Below are 21,841 nucleotides of genomic sequence, written 5' to 3' on the forward strand. Positions count from 1 at the left end.
GGTTGAAAAAAAGGAGGAGCGTATCATGGGAGTGCAGTTAAAAACCGAAGAACAGCAACAGCTTAAAGCCAAGGGCAAAAAAAGCAAGAAAGGGGTATTTCTAACCATCTTAACAGTCATCGTCTTGGTTGCCGGTTGTGCAGGGTTCTACTATTTTAATGAGAACAGCCGCTATTTCTCAACGGATAATGCTAAAGTGACAGCGAAAATGGTTACCATTACCCCCAACGCTTCAGGAGAATTACTGGAGTGGAAGGTAAAAGAGGGCGATCAGGTAGAGAAGAATCAAGTTCTCGGACGCCAGGCGGTTTTACCTTATATCACCTCACCGATTCAGGGCACGGTTATTAAAAACAACACCATTCAAGGGCAAGCCGTAACTCCTGCTTCACAGTTGGCGGTCATTGCGGATACAGATAATCTCTACATTGGGGTTAATATCGAAGAAACAGATATCGTCAAGATTAAGGTGGGTCAACGGGTGGACGTAAAGCTGGACGCCTATCCGGGTGTAACCTTTCCTGGGAGGGTTCAGGAGATAGACAGGGCTACCCAAACTTATTTCTCCGGCACCTCAAGCTTCAGTACCAGCGGTACCTATGCCAAGGTAACTCAGTTGATCCCTGTCAAAGTGGTTATTGAGAACAAGGACAATCTTCCTTTGACCTTTGGGATGAATGCCACGGTGAAAATTCACATTAAAGAAGAACCTGTGAACACTCCTGTAGGAGATCAAGGGGGCGAAACCTCTGACTCTCAGCAAGCCATCCATTACAGCAGTGTCATTGAAGCCGCAGATCAAATGGGGGTCATCCCCAATGTTAGCGGTAAAGTCAGCAAGATTAATGTAAGCATCGGCCAGCGTGTCGAAAAGGGAGATGTGTTATTCCAACTGGACAGCACGGATCTGGAGTTACAGGTGAAGCAGGCCGCAGCCAGCTATAACGCGGCAGTTACTTCCTATAATCATAATAAAGCTTCCTATGACAGCCAAGCCGCAATTACCCCGGCCCAGATTGCCTACAATGAGGCTATGGATAACTATACCCGCATCAAGGCACTCTATGATGGCGGGGCGGTATCAGAGGTTGAACTGAATCAAGCCAAAGACAAAGTAGATATCACCCATGCCCAACTGCAGGCAGCTCAGAATTCAGCTAAAGGAGCTGTCGATGCAGCCTCTGCACAAATGGCCAGTGCTAAGGCCGGATTGGACATTGCCCAAAAGAAATTGGACGATTGTATCGTGAGAGCTCCCATGGCTGGAGAAGTGGCTGCCAAAACCATTGATGTAGGTATGATGGCTTCTCCACAAGCAGCCGCCATGACCTTGATCAATACTCAAGAGGTGAAAGTGCATATCAATGTTACCGAAACGAATATTTCCAAGATAAAAATCGGAAGTACAGCTGAGGTAAAAGTACAAGCCATTAACGCTGGTGCCCAGGGTAAAGTGGTCAATATCGCCCCTGCCTCAGATGCCAAGACCGGCATGTTCCAAGTCGAAATTCTGGTTGAGAATCCGGATAGCCTGTTTAAAGCGGGGATGATCTGTGATGTGGAACTAATGTAGGGTCTTTGCGGAGCGGTGAGCTCATCTTAAGCAAAAGGACCGTTGCAGCGAATTAGTGTTCGTTTGGCAACGGTCCGATGTTCTATTCCGGGATAAAAAAGGGTAATTTAAATTAAATATAGAAATAAAAGAAAAACAAAAGGAAAGGGCGGGAAAGTTCATGCAGGAAAGTAAGACAGTGAGACTGTTTGAGACTATCAAAAAATTCCGCAGGCTGAGCCTGAATTTCCGGGGAAGTGGGGAAATTCCTCACCGGGAAATTATGATGCTGAAGCTGATTAAGCATCACTCAGGCAAGGGAGGAATAACCATTTCGACCTTAAGTGAGCATTTTGAGATCAGCAAACCGGCGGTTTCGCAAATGATTAACGCCCTGGAAGACAAGAATTATGTGGAGCGGATTACTACTAAGAGTGACCGCCGCATGGTATATGTTCGTCTGACTGAGCTTGGGGAAGAAGCCTTAGCCGAAGCCTTTCATGAGATGCAGGGGAAGTTGGAGATTTATTTGGAGAAGATGGGGGAACAGGATATGGAGAATTTGATCGCCCTCTTGGATAAACTCCATCGGATCATGAAGGAAGATATTCATGAGGAAAAGGAATAGTGAAACCGGCTTAGTATCTATGGAGGATAAGATCACCTTCGTCGAATAGGGGCAAAAACGTTATGAAAAATTGCCTTCCTTAGTTTGCATATTCCTGTGACGATAGGTCTAATATAAGAAAAGGACTGACGTGCTTGCGACACGCCAGCCCTACAGGCTGTCTAACCGGAAAACGGTTAGCCCAATTTGTTGGTTATATAAGAAATAACCGCCGCTTTTGAGCAGGGGCGGTTATTTCTTTTTGGTCGTGACTAATACCATAAGCGTGGCAAATGCAATTGCAAATGTCAATGCTTCGTAAACCGTCATCATACCACCCCTTTCCTGAAAAGGAAGAGGCTAACCGTCCCAAGCAGCCTGTACCGTCTGTATAACACATTTTGCCAAATGCGAAAAAAGCGAGTCTTTTTCAGCCATACGAAGTTAATTGTTTTAAGAATATAGACTGCTCGGTCAAATTTTGTTATGATAATAATTGACCGAGCGGTCTATATTTTTGGAGGCTTTTCGTGAAAAGAGAAGAAAAAAACCTGAGGACAAGACAAAAAATTATGCAAGGCGCGTTAGCTGAGTTCGGTGAGAAAGGTTACGAACAGGCAGCGCTGAATGATATCTGCAAAAGACATAACCTTTCCAAAGGCATCATCTATCACTACTTTAAGAGCAAGGATGAGCTGTATCTTGGCTGTGTGGAGGAGTGCTTTGCGGCTTTGATCGTTTTTCTGAGGAAAATAGGGTGTGAGGACGGCGGAGAACTTGAAAAGGGGCTACAGAGCTACTTTGATGCAAGGCTTAGATTTTTCAGCCAAAACCCCTGCTATTTTAAGATCTTCTGTGATGTGATTACCAATCCTCCAGGTCATTTAAAAACAGCGATTGCTGAGATCAAAAAGGACTTTGACGAATTGAATGTGCGAATATTCACCAGAATTTTAAGCCGGACCACGCTAAGAAATGGCATCAGTCTGGAGGAAGCCGTAGAAAACCTTTGCCGGTTCCAAAATTATTTTAATTTGGAATATCAAAGGGCGCTTGAGGAATGTCCGGATATAAAAGCTCTGCCCAAACTTCACGAGGAAAACTGCAGAAAATTTGTGGACATATTATTTTACGGAATCATAGAGAGGGTATGAAATGATGACCACTATTTTGATGATCCTGCGCCTTTGGGCAGCAGTTGTCCTGGCTGTATTTGCGGGAAGGCTGGTTGCAAAAATCAAATTACCGTCCATATTGGGCTGGCTGATAGCCGGAATGGTTTTAGGTCCCTATGCCTTAGGACTCATCCATCAGCCGTTGCTTGATGCTGGCTGGTATAAAACGCTTATGCGTATTTTGGAATGTGGGATAGGTCTGATGATAGGTACCGAGCTTGTGTGGAAAACCATTAAAAAATCCGGTAAGCAGATTATTGTTACCACCCTTACCGAATCGATGGGTACTTTCGTGCTGGTCACACTTTCCTTTGGGGCTATTTTTTACCTGACCGATATTCCGCTCTATCTCGCCTTTTTGTTTGGCAGCATTGCGCTTGCTACCGCACCGGCTCCCGCCCTGTCCATCATTCGTGAGTTTAACACCAATGGGCCAGTAACCAAAACCCTGATGCCGATGGCGGCACTGGACAATATTGTGGCCGTGGTGGTCTTTTTTTCGGCGGTGTCTGTGGTGTCCGCCAATATAACGAGTGAAAAAATGCCGTTATACCTGATTGTCCTGACCCCATTTCTACCGCTCATCATTGGCGCTGGGGTAGGATTACCCGCAGGGCAGGTGCTGAAAAAACAGAAAAACCCCAGGCTAAGCCTTGCAACCCTTATTGGGTTCATTTTGGCAGCAGCAGGCATGGGGTTTATTTTTGTCAACTTGATTTTTCCGGGAATGATGCTTAACTTTATGCTGATCGGCATAGCTTTTTCGACTGTATTTGCCAATATTGTTTCAGAAGAAAAGCTGAAAGAGCTTATGGTATTATTTTATCCAATTTTGGGTGTTTCCATGATTGCTGTTATGCTCAATCTCGGCACCCCCCTTGACTATCATCTGATTTCAGGAGCAGGAGTTTTTACGGCTGTCTATATCTTAACAAGGACACTGGGCAAATACTTTGGGGCTTATTGGGGTGCGACAGTGACCAAGGCGCCGGAGACCGTCAAGAAATATTTGGGCCTTACTTTACTGCCCCATTCCGGAGTTTCACTTGTCTTTACAGGTATTGCCGTTTCTATGCTGGCCGTACCCGCCCCGCAAGAAGCAAAGACCATTCAAGGCACGATAGCGGCTGCTGCCATAATCAATGAGATTATCGCTGTTTTGATGGCCAAGAAGGGCTTTGAGCTGGCTGGAGAGATGGAGTCGAAAAAGGACATATTGCAACTATAATCACATATGTTCAATTATAGGCAAGAGCGTATAATTTGATAAATACTGTGGCTGTGGAAAACTCTGAGAGGCGGGAGAAAAGGTGTTGAAGGCAGCCGAGCAGATCATGAAGATTTACAATGCATTGAAGGAGGACTTAGACCTCTCCAAAGAGAATAAGCATGCCCAGTTGTAACCGGCATCGCCTTAACAGCGGTGTCGGTTTTGTTTCAGCCGAATTTATCATAGAGCTGAGTTTGACAGCTAAAAAACTGAACCCTTTTGTATCAAGCCAATTGACAGAACAAGTAACTTGCGATACAATATAGCAGTAATATGTATTGCAAGATACCTGAGGAGGACTAATTATGATTCCTTCACAAATGCTTAAGGGAATGTTAGAAGGATGTATCCTAGAAGTCATACGCAAAAAGGAAACCTATGCTTATGAGATTTCGGAGCAATTAGAGAAATATGAATTTGGAACCATATCAGAAGGAACTATATATCCGATTATTTTACGTTTACAGAAAAGCGAGATGATCGAAGCAACCCTACGGGATTCCAAGAGTGGGCCGCCACGGAAATACTATCATTTGACGGAAAAAGGGGTTGCTGCTCTGGCCCAGTTTAAGGAAAATTGGCAAGAGCTTGAGTCTGCTATAAATCAACTATTTATGGAGGTGGAGGAAGTTGAAGAAGGCCACGAAGGAATCATTGAAGAAAAATAACCTACGGGAAAAAGAGATTTTTAAAGAAAACCAAGAAGTTTATACAAATATGATTGTTTACATTAGAAGTTCTAATATGACCGAATATAATCAGGAAGTTGTAAGAGAAGATATTATCAATATGATATTAGATGGTCAGCAGCGGGGGGATACTATTCAAAAGATAATGGGAGGTAATTATAAGGAGGTATGTGATGAAATCATCGCTGCCATGCCGAGGAAAACCCCAAAAGAAAGAATAATGGACTTTGTAGCCATTATTCTTAGTGCCTTATGGGTCTTGGGGGTTATAGCTCTAGTGGAAAATCTAATTACTGATTTATTGGCGGAGACTAAAAGTTTTAGGTTCATATTGACGGTAGGAGATAGTATTAATGCAGCAATCATTGTTTTGGCAGCAATTGCAATCTACTATTATGTTTCTAAGACCGCCTTTAAGACGATGAAGGAAAAGAGGGTAATCTCATTTTTGAAGCTTTGGTTAGTTTCCTTTGTTGTCATTGGTCTGTTAGTCTTATGCAAAGTATATTTTACAACAGCTGTTCTAGAGATTCCTTTAACTCTGGCGGCTATCCTTGTTTTGGCTATTTTTCTTATTAAGAGAATAGTGGATAGATAAATCTTATCATTATTACACAAGCCATCCTGAAACACGTTATAATTGGGGGAGGCTGTATCAAGAGACTGCCTTTTGCGAAAAAGTAATGAGTAGGGAGGAGTTAAGAATGAAGGTTCTAATAGTCATTGATATGCAGAATGATTTTATTGACGGAGCACTTGGTACGAAGGAAGCTGTAAAAATTGTTGATACTGTAAAAAGGAAGATTGATAGTTATCTCGCTGCTGGTGACAAGGTCATTTATACACAAGATACCCATACTGAGGCCTACCTTCAGACACAAGAAGGACAAAAGCTGCCCGTAGAGCATTGTATAAAAGGGACGCCCGGCTGGGAGATTTCCCAAAAGGTGTATGTGAGCGGATGTCAGGTGATTGAAAAGCCTTCTTTCGGTTCAATAGAGCTTGCTGAATTGATTACAGGGATGAAGGAAATACAGTCTATCGAGCTGATCGGCCTTTGTACGGATATCTGTATTATTTCCAATGCAATGATTTTGAAGGCAAAAATGCCGGAGATTCCGATGGTGGTTGATTCATCCTGTTGTGCAGGTGCGACTTTGGAAGGGCACCAAAACGCCCTATATGCCATGAAGACCTGTCAGATTGAGGTGATCTGAGAATTAAGGTGTTGTCTATAAATCAATTATAGATTCTTTCCTGATCCTGCATGGAAAACCCTTCTGTTTTTACATCACTCATCTTCAGCGTATTATCTTTTACTTCCACCTGCTTCAGCTTCTTCACAGCCCCATAAGGTTTTTCTAAGGAAAGCTCTTTTCCTCTCCCGGATAGGACCCAGAGGGTCTTATATCCCCGGGGGGTGGTGTAGAGCTTTTCTTCTCCTTGGCCGTCGGTAAAATAGATCAGCAGGTTGATCTTATGCTCATTAGCATATTCAAAAACCGGGGTGAAGCGGGTGCCTCCGCGGATATTGAGCCGGTCTTTAACATCTTTTAAGGTTTTGACCTTATACACCCGTCTGATGTCATTGTCGCATTCGACAATGGTGATGTCATGATTATAATTTTTAACGATGGCCAGAACTTCTTTGATCGCTTGATTAAATTCCTGATCACTGATGCTGCCGCTGATATCAAGGGCGACGAGGATTTTAGCTTTATGACTTCTTAGTTGGCCTCTTAAATCCAAGCGTTCAGGCTGTCTCCTGTTTCTGCGGGTGACGGTCTTTTTATGATTGCTGGGAACTGTTCCCATCAGCCGTTTAAGATAAAAATTCCAGGGGAGTTCCCCTTGGCTGTTGCTCAGGGAGGAGATCATGCTCTCCAAATAACCGGGAACGCTCCCTTTTTGAGCATGGGCAATAAACTTCTCCGTAAACTCCTGGAGGGTCTTATCATCCGTATCGCTGGATTCTTCCCAAAGGTCATGGGCCTTTTCTGGATCAACCTCTGTTTTTATTTCATCAGCATCTTTGTTCTCATCAGGCTCATCGGCTTCAAATAAGTCCAGGAGGGCTTGAATTTCTTCTACATAATATTCGAAAGGTTTAAAGGGCAGGAGTTTTAAAGAATAATGCAGATTGACCCATTCCAAGGTCACGGAATAGGGGGGAAGATCCTCCAGATAGGCGTTGACCACGATATTCATGGCCATATTGATGGCTAAAGCGTTGTAGCGGCTTTTCAATTCTTTGGCCCGCCATAAATGCCCGGACAGGATATGGAGTATTTCATGTTTGATGGTGCTTTCCATCTGCCTGAGATTGAGATTCAGGAAAAGCATGGGGTTAAAATGAAGAACATACTTAGCCCCTTTAAAATTCACCCCGGTTGGGCTGGCGAGATCAAAGCGGATTTCCCGGGACATCTGCATTAAAAAATAGCCATAGAAATTATCCTTGTCTTCCAGCAGGCTGAGATTGACTTTATCCACCAGGCCGAAGAATTCTTCCTTGAACTCCTGGGGGATAGGGACCCCGGTCTGCTGTCCCTGGCGTTGTGAGTGATAAAACTCCTCCATAATGAGGGTTGCCTTTTCATAAAGCGTTTGAACCTGGTTCTCAAAATTACTTGTCATAAGAAATCACCTGATTGAACCATAGGATTCGAAATAGGAATCGACAAAGTCTTCATTCTCAATGGCCTGCAGATAGATTTCCGGGTAGCTGTTTTTAATATCCTTCATGATGCCGATCTTTAAATCCACTGGGTAGAGTTTTAAAAAAGCAACCAACCTATCCATAGAGAACTGAGCGTCATCGGGAGACTTTTTAAGATGAGATTCCAGGGTTTTGAGAATATTCCTGGCGGAGAGATAAAGCCGGGTATGGCTTTCCCCTTTGACCTTGTCCCGGAGGGATTCCGGCAGGGAAGTTCCCGAAAAAACGTCGTCATAAGAGATAAGCGGGGAATAATCGGATTCTACAAAGCTCACAAATTCTTCGGCAATCACCCGTCCCACATTCCCTTTAACCACATTGAGGAACACAGAGCGGGGGATAGAGTCCTTGTTCTCTTTATAAATCTTATAACTGCTGGAAATCCGTTCATAGCTGCGGGGGGTGGCCCGGAGATCATCTTCGTTGATCTTATGCAGATATTCAGGGAAGGTGGAGATAAATTCAATCACCTTGGGCTCAATTCCGGCTCCGATGGCCCAATCGATCCACTGATTATGCTCAGGTTCCATAGTCAGCCAGACAAAGCGATTTTCCTGGGCGGCATCCATATCCACCACCTGGTAATCAAAATCTGAGCCGTATTTGCTGGAAGGATTCATAGCGGCCAGGATGTTGACTCCTTCAGGTAAATTATAGCCGTTGATCTCCCGGTTGAGGATCAGATTCATCAGTTCCTGCTGGACCGTATGTTCACAGCGGTTGATCTCGTCGATAAACAAAAGAACGGTTTTGCCCTGAGCTATTTCTTCATCGATTTCCCGGAGTTTATGATGAACGGCATAGATCGTACTTTTCTTTTCCAGGGGACTGTCTTGCTCATTTCCTGCTCGGTAAGTTTCGATGGTTGGCAGGCCGCCGATTTCACCTTCTTTCAGAAGATTCCCGTTGATAACCACCAGGCTCCACTGGTTTTTCTGTGCCAGTTCCTTGGCTAAGGCTGTTTTGCCGATGCCGCTTTCCCCGATGATCAAGGGGACCTCTCCCGTGGCCAGGACTAAGTCAACACTTTTGAGAGTGTCTGTATAATTCATAATGGCTCCATCTCCTATACCTTCAGTTTTTCATCTACAGCTACTTTTTTTGCTTTTTTACTGCCATATTGATAAATAAACATGATCTTGTCCAGGGGCATCTGACTGCTGCTTTTATGGATAGTATGGGAATTGAGAAAATCCCGCACGTATTTTTCCTCGACGTCTTCCTGGGCTAAGGTCTCCTTTAGAACTTGCTCCAGTTCGGCTTTGGAGATATCTTTCAGCACATATTTAATCACAAGAATATTGACTTTCAGGAATTCCAGAATCTTCTCTTTGGTCAAATCTTTAACAAAGGTGATGGCGCTTTCGTGATTTTTGATCGCCAGCAGCTCAGCCTGAGGGGTGGGAGAATCGATATACCTTAAGGCATCATGGCTGATTCGGACAGCTTCTTTCTGGGCGCTGGGGCAGGGGGCTTTGATGAATCTGATCGAGTCGACATGTTTGCGCACGGCTAAGAGCTGCAGTTCTTCACTGGGATTCTTAACATATTTAATGGCCCAGCCGGCTTGATCGATGGCCAATTTAATGATCGTTTCCCCGGGGTTTTTAATGTGCTCTAAATTAACCCAGCTATCCTTGATGGCTTTGATCATCATCTCTTCCGTTGGATCATCGATAAATTGGATGGCCCGGCTGTTATTGGCCAGGGCCAATTCCTGCATCTCCCGGGTGGGATTTTCGATATATTTTAAGGTCAGGCCGTTTTTTTGCACAGCCAATAACTTTATCTCATCGGGGGGATCGGTGATGTAGGCTATGGCGTTGGGATTGCTCTTTATTATTTCCATAAGTTTTGCTTTTTCCATCATGTGCGTTCCTTCTGTGGTTATTTTGTAGGGGATCTCAATAGTATGATTATACTACCGGATTAAATAAGGGTCTATATGATGGTGCAGCTCTGAAGATAGCAAAGTGTACCTGTCTGAATATATTTTTATTTACAATTTCTTTTCTATTATATATGATTAGATTATTGTGAAATATTTTATAGAAAAGAAATTGGATAAAAGGTGAGTAAAATGATTATTGGAATACCAAAAGAAATTAAAATCTATGAAAATCGGGTAGGCATGCCTCCTGCCGGTATTGACGCTCTTGTTAAGGCCGGTCACATTTGTTATCTGGAAAAATCGGCCGGCTTAGGCAGTGGTTTTACGGATGAGGAATATAGAGAGGCCGGTGCACTTATTCTTGATACTGCCCAAGAAGTCTATGAACGAGCAGAGATGATCGTTAAAGTTAAGGAACCCTTAAAATCGGAGTATTCTTTTTTAAGGGAAAACCAAATCCTCTTCACCTATCTTCATTTGGCTCCGAATCATGAGTTGACACAAGCCCTTTTGGAGGCTAAGGTAGTCGGTATAGCTTATGAAACAGTAGAGCTTCCTAATAGATCATTGCCGCTGCTGGCACCTATGAGTGAAGTAGCCGGTCGCATGGCCATTCAAGTAGGTGCCCATTTGCTGGAAAAGACCAATGGCGGAAGAGGGATGCTTTTGGGTGGCGTCTCAGGGGTGGAGCCGGCTAAGGTCGTTATCATCGGCGGCGGTAATGTGGGCATTAATGCTGTGAAGATCGCAGTCGGATTAGGTGCTCAGGTTATCGTGCTGGATGTCAGCGGCGCCAGACTGGCCTATCTGGATGATATTTTTGGCGGTCGGGTCGTTACCTTGATGTCCAATAATTATAATATTGCCAAAGCGGTTAGGAGAGCCGACTTAGTTATTGGTGCCGTACTAATTCCCGGTGCCAAGACCCCTAAGGTGGTTACTGAAGAGATGGTAAAAACCATGAAGCCTGGTGCGGTACTGGTCGATGTGGCCATTGACCAAGGTGGAGCCATTGAGAGTATGGATCGTGTTACCTCCCTTGATGATCCCTATTTCATTAAGCATGATGTGATCCACTATTCAGTAGGCAATATGCCTGGAGCAGTGCCTCGGACATCGACCATGGCTTTAACGAATGCAACCTTGCCCTATGTATTGAGAATTGCTAATTTGGGTGCTGAAAAAGCGATGCTTGAAGATGAAGCACTAAGAAAAGGACTTAATTTATACAAAGGAAAGTTGACGATTAAGACGGTTGCGGAGGCTCAAGGCTTAGAGTATACCTCCAGTGAAGAACTCTTTTAGATTTTAAGAAAAATTTCGCACTATCTTTAGATGACTTACCGATAAGCAAAGGACCTGTAGAAAACCTTGATGAGAAAAGGTTTTCCATAGGTCCTTTTGAGTTTTTTTATTGGATTAGCCCTTGGTCCATTTGGCTACGACAAACCCGGGATTGCCCTCCCTTTTCTTCTCCAGAAGAAGAGCCTCGGCTGCTGTTTGAATATTCGGCGGGAAGAAAAGACATTCCCCGATTTCGGCAGGTGCCCCGATCTGCCAGGAAGATATCTCTTCTTTGGTATAAAGGGCGGCACGGGCAAAGACGGAATCCGGCTTCCTGCGGACTGCCTCCTCATAGTAGTCGCTCCAGGCGCTCTCACCGGCGATAAGTCCGATCAGCAGACAACCCCCGGGCTTTAAATGATTGAACAGTTTTTGCAGGACCTTTTCCGGTTCCGGGACGAATTCAAAGGCGGTCATGGAAAAAATCCCATCATAGGTCTCCAGCTGATCCAGAATTTCGGTAATATCCGCGTGCCACCAGTGCACAGGTTTGGTTTGGGGAGTGGTTTCCTGAAGAGCCGCGATTTTCTTTTGGGCCAGATCCATCATTTCTCCGGAAATATCTATAGCAGTGACCTCGTAGCCTTCTTGGACGAGCCAGCTTGTATATTGTCCGGTACCGCAGCCGATCTCCAGAACCTTGGGACCTGGGGCTTTGAACATGGACTGGGCCAGGTGACGTTCGACTTGATCGGAGACGGAGCCAAGCTCGGTATCATACCAGGAATCATAATGTGCTGCAACGGGGTCAAAAAGTGCTTTATTCATTGGTGATCACCCTCTGTCTTATTTTTAAGTTTAAGTTTCTACTTCTTGCTTTTTAATTCCTTCTTCAGTGAGCTTTTAGTCGACTTCATTTCATGGCGTAAACGATTTTGAAAAAGGGGATAGAAAGGGGGGCGCGCATTGACAAATCTTCAATCAAATCATATGATAATATAGTCCATAGTTGGACTATTTTTGTATGAGGAGGATTTCTATGCAATGGGTTTATTTAGCCCTGGCTATTTTACTTGAAATTTTTGGGACAACACTAATGAAAATGTCCGATGGACTGACTAAAATGCTGCCCACCGCAGGAATGTTCCTGGCCTATGCTTTATGTTTTGGTTCCTTGGCCTTGGCATTAAAGAAAATACCCGTTAGCGTGGCCTACGCCGTATGGTCGGGAGTGGGAATTGTAATTATATCGGTGATAGGAATTCTGGTGTTCAAAGAAACCATCAACACCCTGAAAGTTGTATCCATAGTCCTTATTGTAGCGGGAGTGGTGGGTTTGAACTTAAGCGGTACGGCTCATTAATCAGCTTAGCATCATTCATGAAGGAGATTATGGATATGGATGATAATATTCTGGAACAGATTGATACTTATTATGATTTTTGGTTCCAGATTAACGATATCTATCGTGTTTGGGCACAGAAACATAATACCAATGAAACGACGGTATTTATACTTCATGTCATTGATGCCGGCGCACCTTTTTGTACCCAGAATGAAATCGGAAATAAACTTTTTTTGCCGAAACAAACGGTTTCCATCGTCCTTTCCGGACTTGAGAAAAAGGGATATATTGTGAGGGAACCCAATCCCAGCGACCGCAGAAACAAGATTGTTAAATTTACAGAACAAGGTGCTCACTATGCACGCGGCATACTTGACGAACTCAGAGCCATGGAATTAGAAGCCTTCGCCAGTATTCCGCCGGAAAAGCGCCTGGCGATATCGGAAACATTTTCTTTGCTGGCAGGGTCTTTAAGCAAAGCTTCTCTAAACCGCTTGGGATAGTTCATTCCAAGCGGTTTAATTTATAAGGTTAATGTGAGAAGGTTATTCTCAGACTAGAGGTTGGATCAGCTCTTCTATACGGCGAATTACCGCTTGAGAAATATTCATGCTATCACCTCAAAAAGAAACGCTATCCTTATAATTCACAGGATAGCTGCCAAACAAAATAGGTTTACTTATTTTATCCTGCGTTTAAATGTCGAGATAATCCACCTTGTACTGCCATAGCTTTGAGCGGCAGCCACTGTGCTTACTAGTTCCCATCCTTGTGAACCTAATTGGTTCAGTTCATTTTGGAATGTATTTTTGTCAACTTTACCCCCTAATATTCCTTTAGCATCAGTAAACAGTGTTTTGTACTCGAAATTTTCCATAGTCTCACGCTCCAATTATAGCTGTTTTAAAATGACATATTACCCCAAAACATAATAATAAATAAACTGTAAACCGTGTATCCCGAGTGGTTCATTCAATAATAAAATCTTCCGAACTAAAATTAGTATAGTACCGTCCTGTATTTGCCGTAAATTTTAACACGCAATAGTCTGGGTCGGTAACACCTTGCGGATAGTACATAGTGTCACCCTCTTGCCATATCATTTCCTTGCTGGCCGCATCTTCCAATACTTCCATCACACCCTTAAGCATGACACCACGAAAAAATCTTTTATCACAAAAGTATATACATGCTTTGGGATTCTCACGGTATTGAGCCACACGCTTTGATGAAGTGTTGGTTGTGAAATAGAAAGTTTTGATATCATCTCGTTTTCTTGGCGGCAACATGGCCTTTAAGTTTGGAAAGCCTTCGTCATCAACCGAACCTATGAAAGAAACACTTTGTTTATCAATTAAATTGCCGATGGTCTGCTTTATATCCTTCATCATCCTCTATCAGCCCCTTATCAGTCTATTTGAGGCAATTATAACTCATCATTTCCAAATGGTAAATTACCCGCTTTTATTGGTTAGCCGATAAAAGCAATTAACCCTTAAATTATTGTCCCATCATAGGTAAAAAAGCTATAATGATGTTGGAATATATGTAAAGGGTATAGATATGGGGGTAATGCAAGGATACTGCCTAAGGAGCTGCGATTATGATGGAATTCATTCCTGCCAAAACGATTCTATCCGGGTATGCTGAAAACAACCCTTGGTTTGGCTGCAATTATACTATGAATATCTACAAAGGCTGCTGTCATGGCTGCATTTACTGTGATAGCCGGAGCGAATGCTACAGAGTGGATCATTTCGATGAGGTAAGAGCTAAGGATAACGCCCTTGCCTTAATTGAGCGCGAGCTCAACTCAAAACGTAAAAAGGGCGTTGTCGGCACAGGAGCCATGAGTGATCCATACAATCCATTTGAAAAAGAATATGAGCTTACAAGAGGTACTTTGGAGCTGATCAACCGGTATGGATTTGGTGCGGCGATTGCTACAAAAAGTGATCTGATTGTCCGGGATATAGAACTTCTTAAGGAGATAGGCAAGCATTCACCGGTGCTGGTAAAGATAACGGTTACCACTGCCGATGATTTGCTGTGCAGTAAAATCGAACCTCATGTAGCCCTTTCATCCCGGCGGCTTGAAGCAATTGAAAAGCTGACTCAAGAAGGGATTTTTGCCGGTATATTATTAATGCCTGTGCTGCCGTTTATTGAAGATACAGAGGAGAATATCAGCCGGATTATTGATCTTGCTCATCAAAAAGGGGCAAAATTTATCTATCCTGCTTTCGGAGTAACCTTAAGACAGAATCAAAGGGCATGGTACTATAGAAAATTGGATGAATTATTTCCATCCATTAAAGAAAAGTACATAGAGAGCTATGGGAACGCTTATGAATGCCGTTCCCTTAAGGCCAGGGAATTGTGGAGTTTATTTCGGGATAAATGCGACCAATACGGGATTCTTTACAAAATGCCGGACATCATAGCGGGTTACAAAGGGTCTTGCCGGATGGAACAACTTTCGTTGTTTGAGTAAGCCCTTCTGAATGGTTTACAATCAAAACCCTCCACTATGACACCAGGCTTTTCCGCAATGATATTGTAGCAGAATAGGAGGGGGGTGATATAATTTAGATGAATACTTATAAGACGGAAATTCAAAAGCGTATAGCGTTTCGGAGGCAGAAATGGATGAAAGAATAATTGCGGAAATACTAAAATTTCGTGATGAACGTGGATGGAAACAATATCACAATCCTAAAGATCTCGCCATATCCCTTTCTCTGGAAGTAGCGGAACTATTGGAGAACTTTCAATGGTCATCTTCCGAAGAGGCTGTTAGTAAACGGATTCCTAACATTAGAGAAGAACTTGCGGATGTGCTGATTTATTCGGTGCTGTTTGCCGAGGCGGTTGGCCTGGACTTGAACGATATTATCATGGAAAAGCTCAGTATGAATAACCAAAAATATCCTATTGAAAAAGCCTTTGGCAAAAAAGAAAAGTATACGGAGTTATGACATGCTTGTTTATGCTGAATTAAAAAAAGACTTTATGCAGCACGTTCGGGATAACCGGATCTCCGATATGATCCTTGATTCTATGAAACGGAAATTCGGGCGCGGAGTTGGAAGATCTGAACAGCAGTCCTGGCAGGTTTCCCTGCAGTTTATGCGCAACATTCTCGACGACACAGCAATTCCGGATAATTCGGGAATTGCAATTGAATATAATATTCCGCAGACCGGAAGAAGAATCGACTTCATTATTTCGGGATATGACGAGAATAGAAGCGGAAATGTCATCATTATTGAGCTTAAACAATGGGATGAGGCGAAATTGTCAAGATTGAACGATCACGTTCAAGTCGCGCCATACGGTGATGTCCGACATCCTTCATATCAGGCCTGGTCCTATAAAACACTTATGGAGGATTACAATACGACCATTCAACAGGAGCAGATTGGCTTATATCCGTGTGCTTATCTTCATAACTATAAAGAAGATGAAAACGTACCGGTTATCAGAAATTCATTCTACGAAGAGTATTTGCGTGAAGCCCCAGCTTTTCTGAAGAATGACAGTGAAAAATTGCGCAGTTTCATCAAACGGTTCATCAAACATGGCGATAAAAAAGAAGTGCTTTATAAAATAGATGCCGGTAAGATTCGCCCGTCCAAAAATCTGGCCAATTGTCTCGCCTCTTTGATGGCGGGCAAACGGGAATTCGTTCTTATCGAAGAACAAAAAACCGTTTATGAAACGGCATTGGCTTTAGCTGATACAGTGACCGGAAAGAAGAAGCGTGTACTCATTGTCAGAGGAGGACCGGGAACAGGGAAATCTGTTGTTGCAATTAATTTAATCGTTGAATTGACGAAGCGGGAAAAGCTGGTTCACTACGTGACAAGCAACGCGGCCCCGCGGGCGATATACGAGGCGAGACTATCCGGTGAGATGCGCAAAACCCGTATCTCCAATATGTTCAAGGGGGCAACCGTTTATCAGGGTTTAGAGGAAAATGCCATGGATGTATTGATCGTTGATGAGGCGCATCGCTTGAGTGCTCGTAACCTCCTCAATACGTATAAAGGAAATCAAGTTAAGGACCTGATCAATGCTGCGAAGCTAACCGTATTTTTCCTGGACGAAGCACAAAAAGTACTGATCGAGGATATTGGCAGTGAAGAGGAAATCGTCAAACAGGCAAAGGCTTTCGGCGCGGAAGTGACGGTAAAGGATTTGCCATCTCAGTTCCGCTGCAATGGATCTGATGGCTATCTTGCATGGCTTGACACTACGCTTGGCATTCGTGAAACGGCAAATATGACCCTTGAAGGTATTGATTACGATTTCAGGATAATAGACTCTCCCGCTGAATTACACCGCTTGATTCGCGAAAAAAATGTGTCGGTGAATTTCGGAAGCGGGTCGAGAATGGTTGCGGGGTATTGTTGGCCATGGGCCAGCAAGAAAAATCCCATAGCTACAGATATCAATATCGGAGATTATCAGGTCAGATGGAACAAAAGCAGTGATGGATCTCTGTGGGCTATTGCGGAAGATTCAATTGAGGAGATAGGGTGTATTCATACTTGCCAGGGACTCGAGTTTGATTACGTCGGTGTAATTATCGGTGAGGATCTGATCGTTAAGGATGGTGTGATCGTAACCCAACCTGAAGCCCGTGACAAAGTGGATGCCAATAAAACCCTTCGAGGCTATAAAACGATGATAAAGGATAAGGATCCCTCTGTTGTGGAAAAGGCGAAGCTCATGGCGGATGAGGTCATTCGGAATACCTATAAGGTACTGATGACGCGAGGGCAAAAGGGGTGTTATGTTTACTGCTGTAATAGAGAATTAGCCGAATATCTGAAAAGCAGGATTAGTGGTCCCCGTTATAGCTGTAATGAAAAGAGCTATTCAATGGCGGCAGAAGAGCCTAACAAGAAGTATAAAGGAAGAGAATAATAAAAAATGAAGCAGGTGCTAGTACTGCTTCATTTTTTTAGGCCTTTGATTATTTCATGAATGTTGGTTATTTGCTTTTCGTCCAAGGTCTTTAAATCCTCGATGATCTCCCTTATTAAAGCCGGATAGCTTGTGCTTTCGTCAAAGAATTCCTTGGGGGAGATTTTGAAGTATTCGCAGATATAAAAGAATACTTGCATAGAGGGCATGGATTTTCCGTTTTCAATATGATTGATATAGTTTTCATTCTGCCCAATGGATAAGCTCATATCACGGGCAGAAACCTTTTTCATAGTTCTCAGTTTGGCAATTCGCTCAGATAGAAATTTTTCATACATATGTACCACCACCTATATACAATATTGTACATTTCATTAAAGATATATTCACAATATCTGAAGTCCTGTTTTAATTGACGTACAATATTAAATATTGTAATATTGAATGAATTACAATATTAGAAGGCGTGAAGGGTGGCAAACCGGTATGAATATGAGAAATATATATCGTAAAACTGCAAAAAAACATGGTGTAACTGTTGCAGAAGTTAAAAAGGGCATGCAGGCAGCTATTGATCTTGCTTACACAAAAACTGACAAATCCGATCGTGAAAAGATGATGCAAGAGAGTATACCTCGTAGGAGTGAAGTACCTACAGCGGGTGAATTTGTTGAATCTGTAGCTCATAAATTGCTAAAGGAGATGGTAAAAGCTGAGAGAGGCTGAATTGAACTTAAAAAAGGTGCTGGAGATGCTGAGGCGGAAAAGGTAGACAGCACGACTTTCGGAAAAATAGCAGCTTAAGAAGATCAAGGGGCGGCCAGACGGCCGCCTCTTGATTTAGAGCACGACCAATGACCCTGCTGAGCCCCCGTTTAAGCTTGAGGGGGATCGTACATGTCATTGGTCATCGTTCCCACGATCCGAATATCTCTCTTTCCGGTCAGCTCTCCGCTGGCGGAAAGAAAGATATTCTTTTCAATAACCGTATCCATAGCGGCTTCGATTTCACCTTTGGTCAAGTCCGGCCTGGGGTCATCCAGGCTGAAGGAAAACGCTTTGTTACCCGTCGTATTAAAGGTCAACCGCAGAACCGTTTTGTTTATGATGGCCATCGCTGCACCTCCTTTCTGGTCAATGCTTCCGAGAGTTACTCGTCTATCAGATCGAAATTCTTCCTGAGAATCGTCTGAATCACCAGGCGTTCGCTCAGGCCGAATAAAGCTGCCGCCACATCATAAATATCTTGGTCCGTGGCGTTAGCTTTGACATTGTTCAGGCTTTTTTGCCTGATGATCGGAGTGCCGGAGGGGGTTTCGCCCACTTGATATCTTATCACTACCGTCGAACTCAATGGATAAGCTACTACACCCATGTGCGTCACCCTCCTTTCTGCAGTATTGACCGGCCGGGAGAACCCGTCCTGTCCGTTTATCTTATGGGCTTGTTCATCCGGAGGTGACAGAGGCAAGGACGGCTTTGTTAAGGAAGGGTTATTCTTAAAAATATCATTTGGTTCGTCACACTTAAGACCTTGACCGCATAGTCTATGAATAGATTAACCAAAAAGGACGCGGTAATCATGATCATGAACTATGTCTTTCCGGCCATCGTCGAGTACAATGCCCTATCGGGCAGGTATATCGTCATTTTCCCGGATCTGCCGGACCTTATCTGCCAGGGGGAAACACCGGAAGACGCTTTTCACCAGGCGGAGCTTTCTTTGGAGATTTATCTATATCGTATGGAAAAGGACAAGAAACAGGTCCCGGAAGCCTCCGATCCTGCAAACTGGCAAAAGCGGGAGGACGCCGTGGTCATTGTGCTGGAAGCTGATATGTTGGAGGTCCGGCGGGCCCTTGATAAGAAATCGGTTTCCAAATGTATCATGATTCCTAAATGGTTAAAGGATCTGGGGGAAGAAAATGGTGTGGATTTCGTCCGAATCCTGAAGGAAGGGTTAATGGATGAGCTGGGAATTCCCGATTAAAGGCAGGGAACCTTGATGGAGGATTTGAGCATAGAACGCACGCCGCTTTTAATTGCGGCTGAAATAAATACGATTAAACATCAGGTGAGCAAAGTTCTTCTCTTCAGTGCCATCGAGATCGGCTGCCGCCTGGCGGAGGCCAAAAGTCTGATCCCCTATGGGGAATGGGGCAAGTGGCTGGAAGAATCAGTAAGTTACTCTCAGAGAACAGCAAACAACCTGATCCGCCTGTTTGAGGAGTATGGATCCAATCAGCCTGCTTTACAAGATTCGCAAGCGCTTGCCAAACTGAACTACACCCAGGGAATCATTCTTCTGGGCGTCCCGGAGGAGGAACGGGCTCAGTTTATTGCAGAGCTGGATCTGGAAAGCATGTCAACAAGGGAACTGCAAAAGGCGGTTCAAGAGCGGAACCGGGCTGCGGAAGAACGGGACCGGGCCCTGCAAGAAAAGACAGAACTTCAGCAAGCCCTGGCGGACCAGGACGGCCAGATAACTCGGCTGAGCGACGAACGGGACAACCTAATAACAAAAGTGGAAGAGTTGAATCAAGCCAAAGCAAAGAGCGAGGCCAGGGCCGAGAAGCTAAGCCTGGATCTGAAAAACCTTAAGCATGATACTTCCGCCCAGGCCATCGACCGGATGAGCAACAGGCTTGATCAGGCTTACCACAAGAGCAAGGCCAATAAAGTTGCCTTTTTATACGAGAGCCTGGACCGGAACTTCAGGGAACTTTTGTGGGAGTTGAAGGAATTTGCCAAGCAGGAGCCGGACACTTATAAAGTCTACAAAGATAAGATCGTAAATTTCTTGGCGGAGGGCTTAAAAGCGAAAATGTAAAATAAAATGAAACCCCTTTATCCGAATGGTAAATATACGGATAAAGGGGTATTTTATTTCAGCTCCACCCTGTACCATTTCCAAGCTGGTGACCTCGATGATCTCCCCGTGAACTGTACATTGGTCTATAGCATGCATTTCTGTTGTTAGAATATCGATACGGTCGGGCCACGGGCAGGAAACCATGCGGCCCGGAGCCCTTTGCGGATCAGCCTGCCATTGTTGCAGCAGCTCGGGTGTCACATAATCGCTATAATATTCGGCAATGCTGGCAGCCGCACTATCTGGAGGGGGAGAGGAGCAACACAGCTTTTTTTATCTTCGGCCATCTGAATTTTGGAACATGCTTCACCATTGTTTCAAATATGAGTCCCCATTGCCGTTCCGATAAAGTCGCAACTGTAACCTCATTCTTTATGCGAAGACTAGTTTTTAAATGCTTAATTTGAGGTGGTGTAAATACACCTCTCAATGCTAAATCGATAGATAATTGGGGGTTTTTAAGCACATAAGCGACTAATCCCCAAAAGATTAAATAATCGCTATAAGGTACAATCGGTTTAGCTTTTCTGTTTATGGTAATCATTGCGGAATCAACCCTTGGTGGTGGAGAGAAATTCTTACTTGAAATCGCTTTAACATACTGAATATCAAACCACATTTTCCAAGCGATTACATATGGATCTTTCACAAAATTTGACGTGAATCTTTTGGCTGCACCTTTTTCCATTACGATAACTCCTCTTTGAAAACCGTTTGATGGGTTATTAAGAAGCATTTTCATAATCGGTGTTGTAATGGCATATGGAATATTTGAAACAACTACAAAATGCTCTCGAGGTAGCGAAATTTTTAATATATCCTGCTCGATTATCACTGTATTTTTCATTTCAAGCTGTTTTAATTTCTTTATAAACTTTTGATCGTATTCAACAGCGACAACCTTTCTTGCTTGATTACTTAAAACCAATGTCAATCCCCCTTTTCCGGCACCTAAGTCTAAAACTATATCATGAGTGCTGATTTTTGCTTGATCTACAATCTCATTAATCAGCTTCTTATTATGAATCAAATGTTGCCCGCTAAAATTGGGGGAATTCCCAGTGGTAAATTTTCTATTTTGATTCTTTTTCCTTCTTCTTGTCATTCAAACAACCCTTTCTTACTTTAAGGCTCTGAACGCAAAAAAAGCCACAGACATAGGCGTCTGTGGCTTCCAGTAAACAGGATCAATTTTGTGGTAAGACAAAATGAATTGTGGCGTATTAAAAAACTGAATAGCACCAAATAGACTTTCAATAGCTTAAAAGCTAAAGAAAGTGCTCATAACAATATAAAAGGAAAGATTGAATAATCAGTCTTTCCTCTCATTAACAAAAATATTTTAATGAAGATTGTTAAAAATGGGCGGACTTATCCCGTTTACTCTGTAAGCGAAAACAGAGCCTTCGAACTTATTAAATTACCAGTTCAAAGCACGGAAAGTAATAATAACACCCATAGTTTTTAACAACCCTCCTTAGTTTAATTACGTTAAATGCCGTGTA

27 protein-coding genes are annotated in these 21,841 nt (G+C 43.4%); 16 read left to right on the plus strand and 11 right to left on the minus strand.

Translation table 11 applies throughout. The annotated features are described in order from the left end of the window. Positions 1-25: 25 nt before the first annotated feature. From DESDE_RS07885 to DESDE_RS07915, 7 genes are all read left to right on the plus strand, one after another. Positions 26-1,573, plus strand: a complete 1,548-nt coding sequence (locus DESDE_RS07885; RefSeq protein ID WP_014793511.1) for an efflux RND transporter periplasmic adaptor subunit — start codon at positions 26-28, stop codon at positions 1,571-1,573. A gap of 160 nt (positions 1,574-1,733) precedes the next feature. Then, positions 1,734-2,180: a MarR family winged helix-turn-helix transcriptional regulator gene (locus DESDE_RS07890; protein WP_014793512.1), complete on the plus strand. Its 447-nt coding sequence runs from the start codon at positions 1,734-1,736 to the stop codon at positions 2,178-2,180. A gap of 509 nt (positions 2,181-2,689) precedes the next feature. Beyond that, a complete protein-coding gene (locus DESDE_RS07895; protein WP_014793513.1) occupies positions 2,690-3,313 on the plus strand; it encodes a TetR/AcrR family transcriptional regulator in 624 nt (207 codons plus the stop codon). 1 nt (position 3,314) lies between these two features. Beyond that, positions 3,315-4,562 carry a cation:proton antiporter gene (locus DESDE_RS07900; RefSeq protein WP_014793514.1) on the plus strand — a complete coding sequence of 416 codons (1,248 nt, stop codon included), beginning with the start codon at positions 3,315-3,317 and terminating at the stop codon, positions 4,560-4,562. 347 nt (positions 4,563-4,909) lie between these two features. Then, the gene (locus tag DESDE_RS07905; protein WP_014793515.1) at positions 4,910-5,272 is read left to right on the plus strand and encodes a PadR family transcriptional regulator; all 363 of its coding nucleotides are present in this window, start codon (positions 4,910-4,912) and stop codon (positions 5,270-5,272) included. Next, the gene (locus DESDE_RS07910; RefSeq protein WP_014793516.1) at positions 5,235-5,891 is read left to right on the plus strand and encodes a hypothetical protein; all 657 of its coding nucleotides are present in this window, start codon (positions 5,235-5,237) and stop codon (positions 5,889-5,891) included. Before DESDE_RS07905 ends, DESDE_RS07910 begins: the two co-directional genes overlap by 38 nt. A 106-nt stretch (positions 5,892-5,997) precedes the next feature. Further along, entirely contained in the window at positions 5,998-6,510 is a 513-nt protein-coding gene (locus DESDE_RS07915; RefSeq protein WP_014793517.1) for a cysteine hydrolase family protein, read from the plus strand. A gap of 22 nt (positions 6,511-6,532) precedes the next feature. Here the strand turns inward: DESDE_RS07915 and DESDE_RS07920 are convergent, their stop codons facing one another. Genes DESDE_RS07920 through DESDE_RS07930 form a run of 3 tightly spaced genes read right to left on the minus strand, consistent with a single transcriptional unit; the run spans position 6,533 to position 9,879 of the window. After that, entirely contained in the window at positions 6,533-7,930 is a 1,398-nt protein-coding gene (locus DESDE_RS07920) for a vWA domain-containing protein (RefSeq protein ID WP_014793518.1), read from the minus strand. Positions 7,931-7,936: 6 nt separating this feature from the next. Continuing rightward, on the minus strand, positions 7,937-9,064 hold the full coding sequence (locus tag DESDE_RS07925; protein ID WP_014793519.1) for an ATP-binding protein: 1,128 nt from the start codon (positions 9,062-9,064) through the stop codon (positions 7,937-7,939). Between the two features lie 14 nt (positions 9,065-9,078). Next, positions 9,079-9,879 carry a hypothetical protein gene (locus DESDE_RS07930; protein ID WP_174270163.1) on the minus strand — a complete coding sequence of 267 codons (801 nt, stop codon included), beginning with the start codon at positions 9,877-9,879 and terminating at the stop codon, positions 9,079-9,081. A 213-nt stretch (positions 9,880-10,092) separates the two neighbouring features. Here DESDE_RS07930 and ald point away from each other — a divergent pair, with 213 nt between their 5' ends. Beyond that, positions 10,093-11,208: an alanine dehydrogenase gene (gene ald, locus DESDE_RS07935; RefSeq protein ID WP_014793521.1), complete on the plus strand. Its 1,116-nt coding sequence runs from the start codon at positions 10,093-10,095 to the stop codon at positions 11,206-11,208. 114 nt (positions 11,209-11,322) lie between these two features. Here the strand turns inward: ald and DESDE_RS07940 are convergent, their stop codons facing one another. Continuing rightward, positions 11,323-12,015, minus strand: coding sequence for a class I SAM-dependent methyltransferase (locus DESDE_RS07940; RefSeq protein WP_014793522.1), 693 nt, complete (start codon positions 12,013-12,015; stop codon positions 11,323-11,325). A 211-nt stretch (positions 12,016-12,226) separates the two neighbouring features. Between DESDE_RS07940 and DESDE_RS07945 the strand changes: the two genes are divergently transcribed. Together DESDE_RS07945 and DESDE_RS07950 are read left to right on the plus strand one after the other, a co-directional pair. Beyond that, a complete protein-coding gene (locus DESDE_RS07945; protein ID WP_014793523.1) occupies positions 12,227-12,550 on the plus strand; it encodes a DMT family transporter in 324 nt (107 codons plus the stop codon). 35 nt (positions 12,551-12,585) lie between these two features. Further along, positions 12,586-13,035 carry a MarR family winged helix-turn-helix transcriptional regulator gene (locus DESDE_RS07950; RefSeq protein ID WP_014793524.1) on the plus strand — a complete coding sequence of 150 codons (450 nt, stop codon included), beginning with the start codon at positions 12,586-12,588 and terminating at the stop codon, positions 13,033-13,035. 176 nt (positions 13,036-13,211) lie between these two features. On the opposite strand, the gene DESDE_RS07955 is transcribed toward DESDE_RS07950, so the two are convergent. Together DESDE_RS07955 and DESDE_RS07960 are read right to left on the minus strand one after the other, a co-directional pair. Next, positions 13,212-13,409 (minus strand): DUF4177 domain-containing protein, encoded by a 198-nt coding sequence (locus DESDE_RS07955; protein WP_014793525.1) that lies wholly within the window; start codon positions 13,407-13,409, stop codon positions 13,212-13,214. A gap of 91 nt (positions 13,410-13,500) precedes the next feature. After that, the gene (locus DESDE_RS07960; protein WP_014793526.1) at positions 13,501-13,923 is read right to left on the minus strand and encodes a pyridoxamine 5'-phosphate oxidase family protein; all 423 of its coding nucleotides are present in this window, start codon (positions 13,921-13,923) and stop codon (positions 13,501-13,503) included. A gap of 215 nt (positions 13,924-14,138) precedes the next feature. Between DESDE_RS07960 and DESDE_RS07965 the strand changes: the two genes are divergently transcribed. The 3 genes from DESDE_RS07965 (at position 14,139) to DESDE_RS07975 (ending at position 17,464) form a co-directional block, all read left to right on the plus strand. After that, positions 14,139-15,026: an SPL family radical SAM protein gene (locus DESDE_RS07965; protein WP_041917368.1), complete on the plus strand. Its 888-nt coding sequence runs from the start codon at positions 14,139-14,141 to the stop codon at positions 15,024-15,026. Positions 15,027-15,177: 151 nt separating this feature from the next. Further along, positions 15,178-15,510 (plus strand): nucleotide pyrophosphohydrolase, encoded by a 333-nt coding sequence (locus tag DESDE_RS07970; RefSeq protein ID WP_014793528.1) that lies wholly within the window; start codon positions 15,178-15,180, stop codon positions 15,508-15,510. Position 15,511: 1 nt separating this feature from the next. Next, positions 15,512-17,464, plus strand: a complete 1,953-nt coding sequence (locus DESDE_RS07975) for a DUF2075 domain-containing protein (protein ID WP_014793529.1) — start codon at positions 15,512-15,514, stop codon at positions 17,462-17,464. A gap of 29 nt (positions 17,465-17,493) precedes the next feature. Here the strand turns inward: DESDE_RS07975 and DESDE_RS07980 are convergent, their stop codons facing one another. After that, positions 17,494-17,802, minus strand: a complete 309-nt coding sequence (locus DESDE_RS07980) for a helix-turn-helix domain-containing protein (RefSeq protein ID WP_014793530.1) — start codon at positions 17,800-17,802, stop codon at positions 17,494-17,496. Positions 17,803-17,908: 106 nt separating this feature from the next. Here DESDE_RS07980 and DESDE_RS07985 point away from each other — a divergent pair, with 106 nt between their 5' ends. After that, positions 17,909-18,190, plus strand: a complete 282-nt coding sequence (locus tag DESDE_RS07985) for a sporulation initiation factor Spo0A C-terminal domain-containing protein (protein WP_242831369.1) — start codon at positions 17,909-17,911, stop codon at positions 18,188-18,190. A 149-nt stretch (positions 18,191-18,339) separates the two neighbouring features. Here DESDE_RS07985 and DESDE_RS07990 read toward each other — a convergent pair whose 3' ends face one another. Next, entirely contained in the window at positions 18,340-18,579 is a 240-nt protein-coding gene (locus tag DESDE_RS07990) for a DUF2922 domain-containing protein (protein ID WP_014793532.1), read from the minus strand. Positions 18,580-18,614: 35 nt separating this feature from the next. Continuing rightward, entirely contained in the window at positions 18,615-18,839 is a 225-nt protein-coding gene (locus DESDE_RS07995; RefSeq protein ID WP_014793533.1) for a DUF1659 domain-containing protein, read from the minus strand. 207 nt (positions 18,840-19,046) lie between these two features. On the opposite strand from DESDE_RS07995, the gene DESDE_RS08000 reads away from it, so the two are divergent. After that, complete coding sequence (locus DESDE_RS08000) at positions 19,047-19,454, plus strand: type II toxin-antitoxin system HicB family antitoxin (protein ID WP_014793534.1); 408 nt, start codon at positions 19,047-19,049, stop codon at positions 19,452-19,454. A 15-nt stretch (positions 19,455-19,469) separates the two neighbouring features. Beyond that, complete coding sequence (locus tag DESDE_RS08005; protein WP_014793535.1) at positions 19,470-20,294, plus strand: DUF3102 domain-containing protein; 825 nt, start codon at positions 19,470-19,472, stop codon at positions 20,292-20,294. Here the strand turns inward: DESDE_RS08005 and DESDE_RS21830 are convergent. Together DESDE_RS21830 and erm are read right to left on the minus strand one after the other, a co-directional pair. Beyond that, positions 20,277-20,537, minus strand: coding sequence for a hypothetical protein (locus tag DESDE_RS21830; protein WP_158309861.1), 261 nt, complete (start codon positions 20,535-20,537; stop codon positions 20,277-20,279). The genes DESDE_RS08005 and DESDE_RS21830 overlap by 18 nt on opposite strands. Positions 20,538-20,574: 37 nt before the next feature. Then, complete coding sequence (gene erm, locus DESDE_RS08010) at positions 20,575-21,441, minus strand: 23S ribosomal RNA methyltransferase Erm (RefSeq protein ID WP_014793536.1); 867 nt, start codon at positions 21,439-21,441, stop codon at positions 20,575-20,577. Between the last annotated feature and the right edge of the window lie 400 nt (positions 21,442-21,841).

Origin of the sequence: Desulfitobacterium dehalogenans ATCC 51507 (assembly GCF_000243155.2) — a bacterium.
Lineage (GTDB): Bacteria > Bacillota > Desulfitobacteriia > Desulfitobacteriales > Desulfitobacteriaceae > Desulfitobacterium > Desulfitobacterium dehalogenans.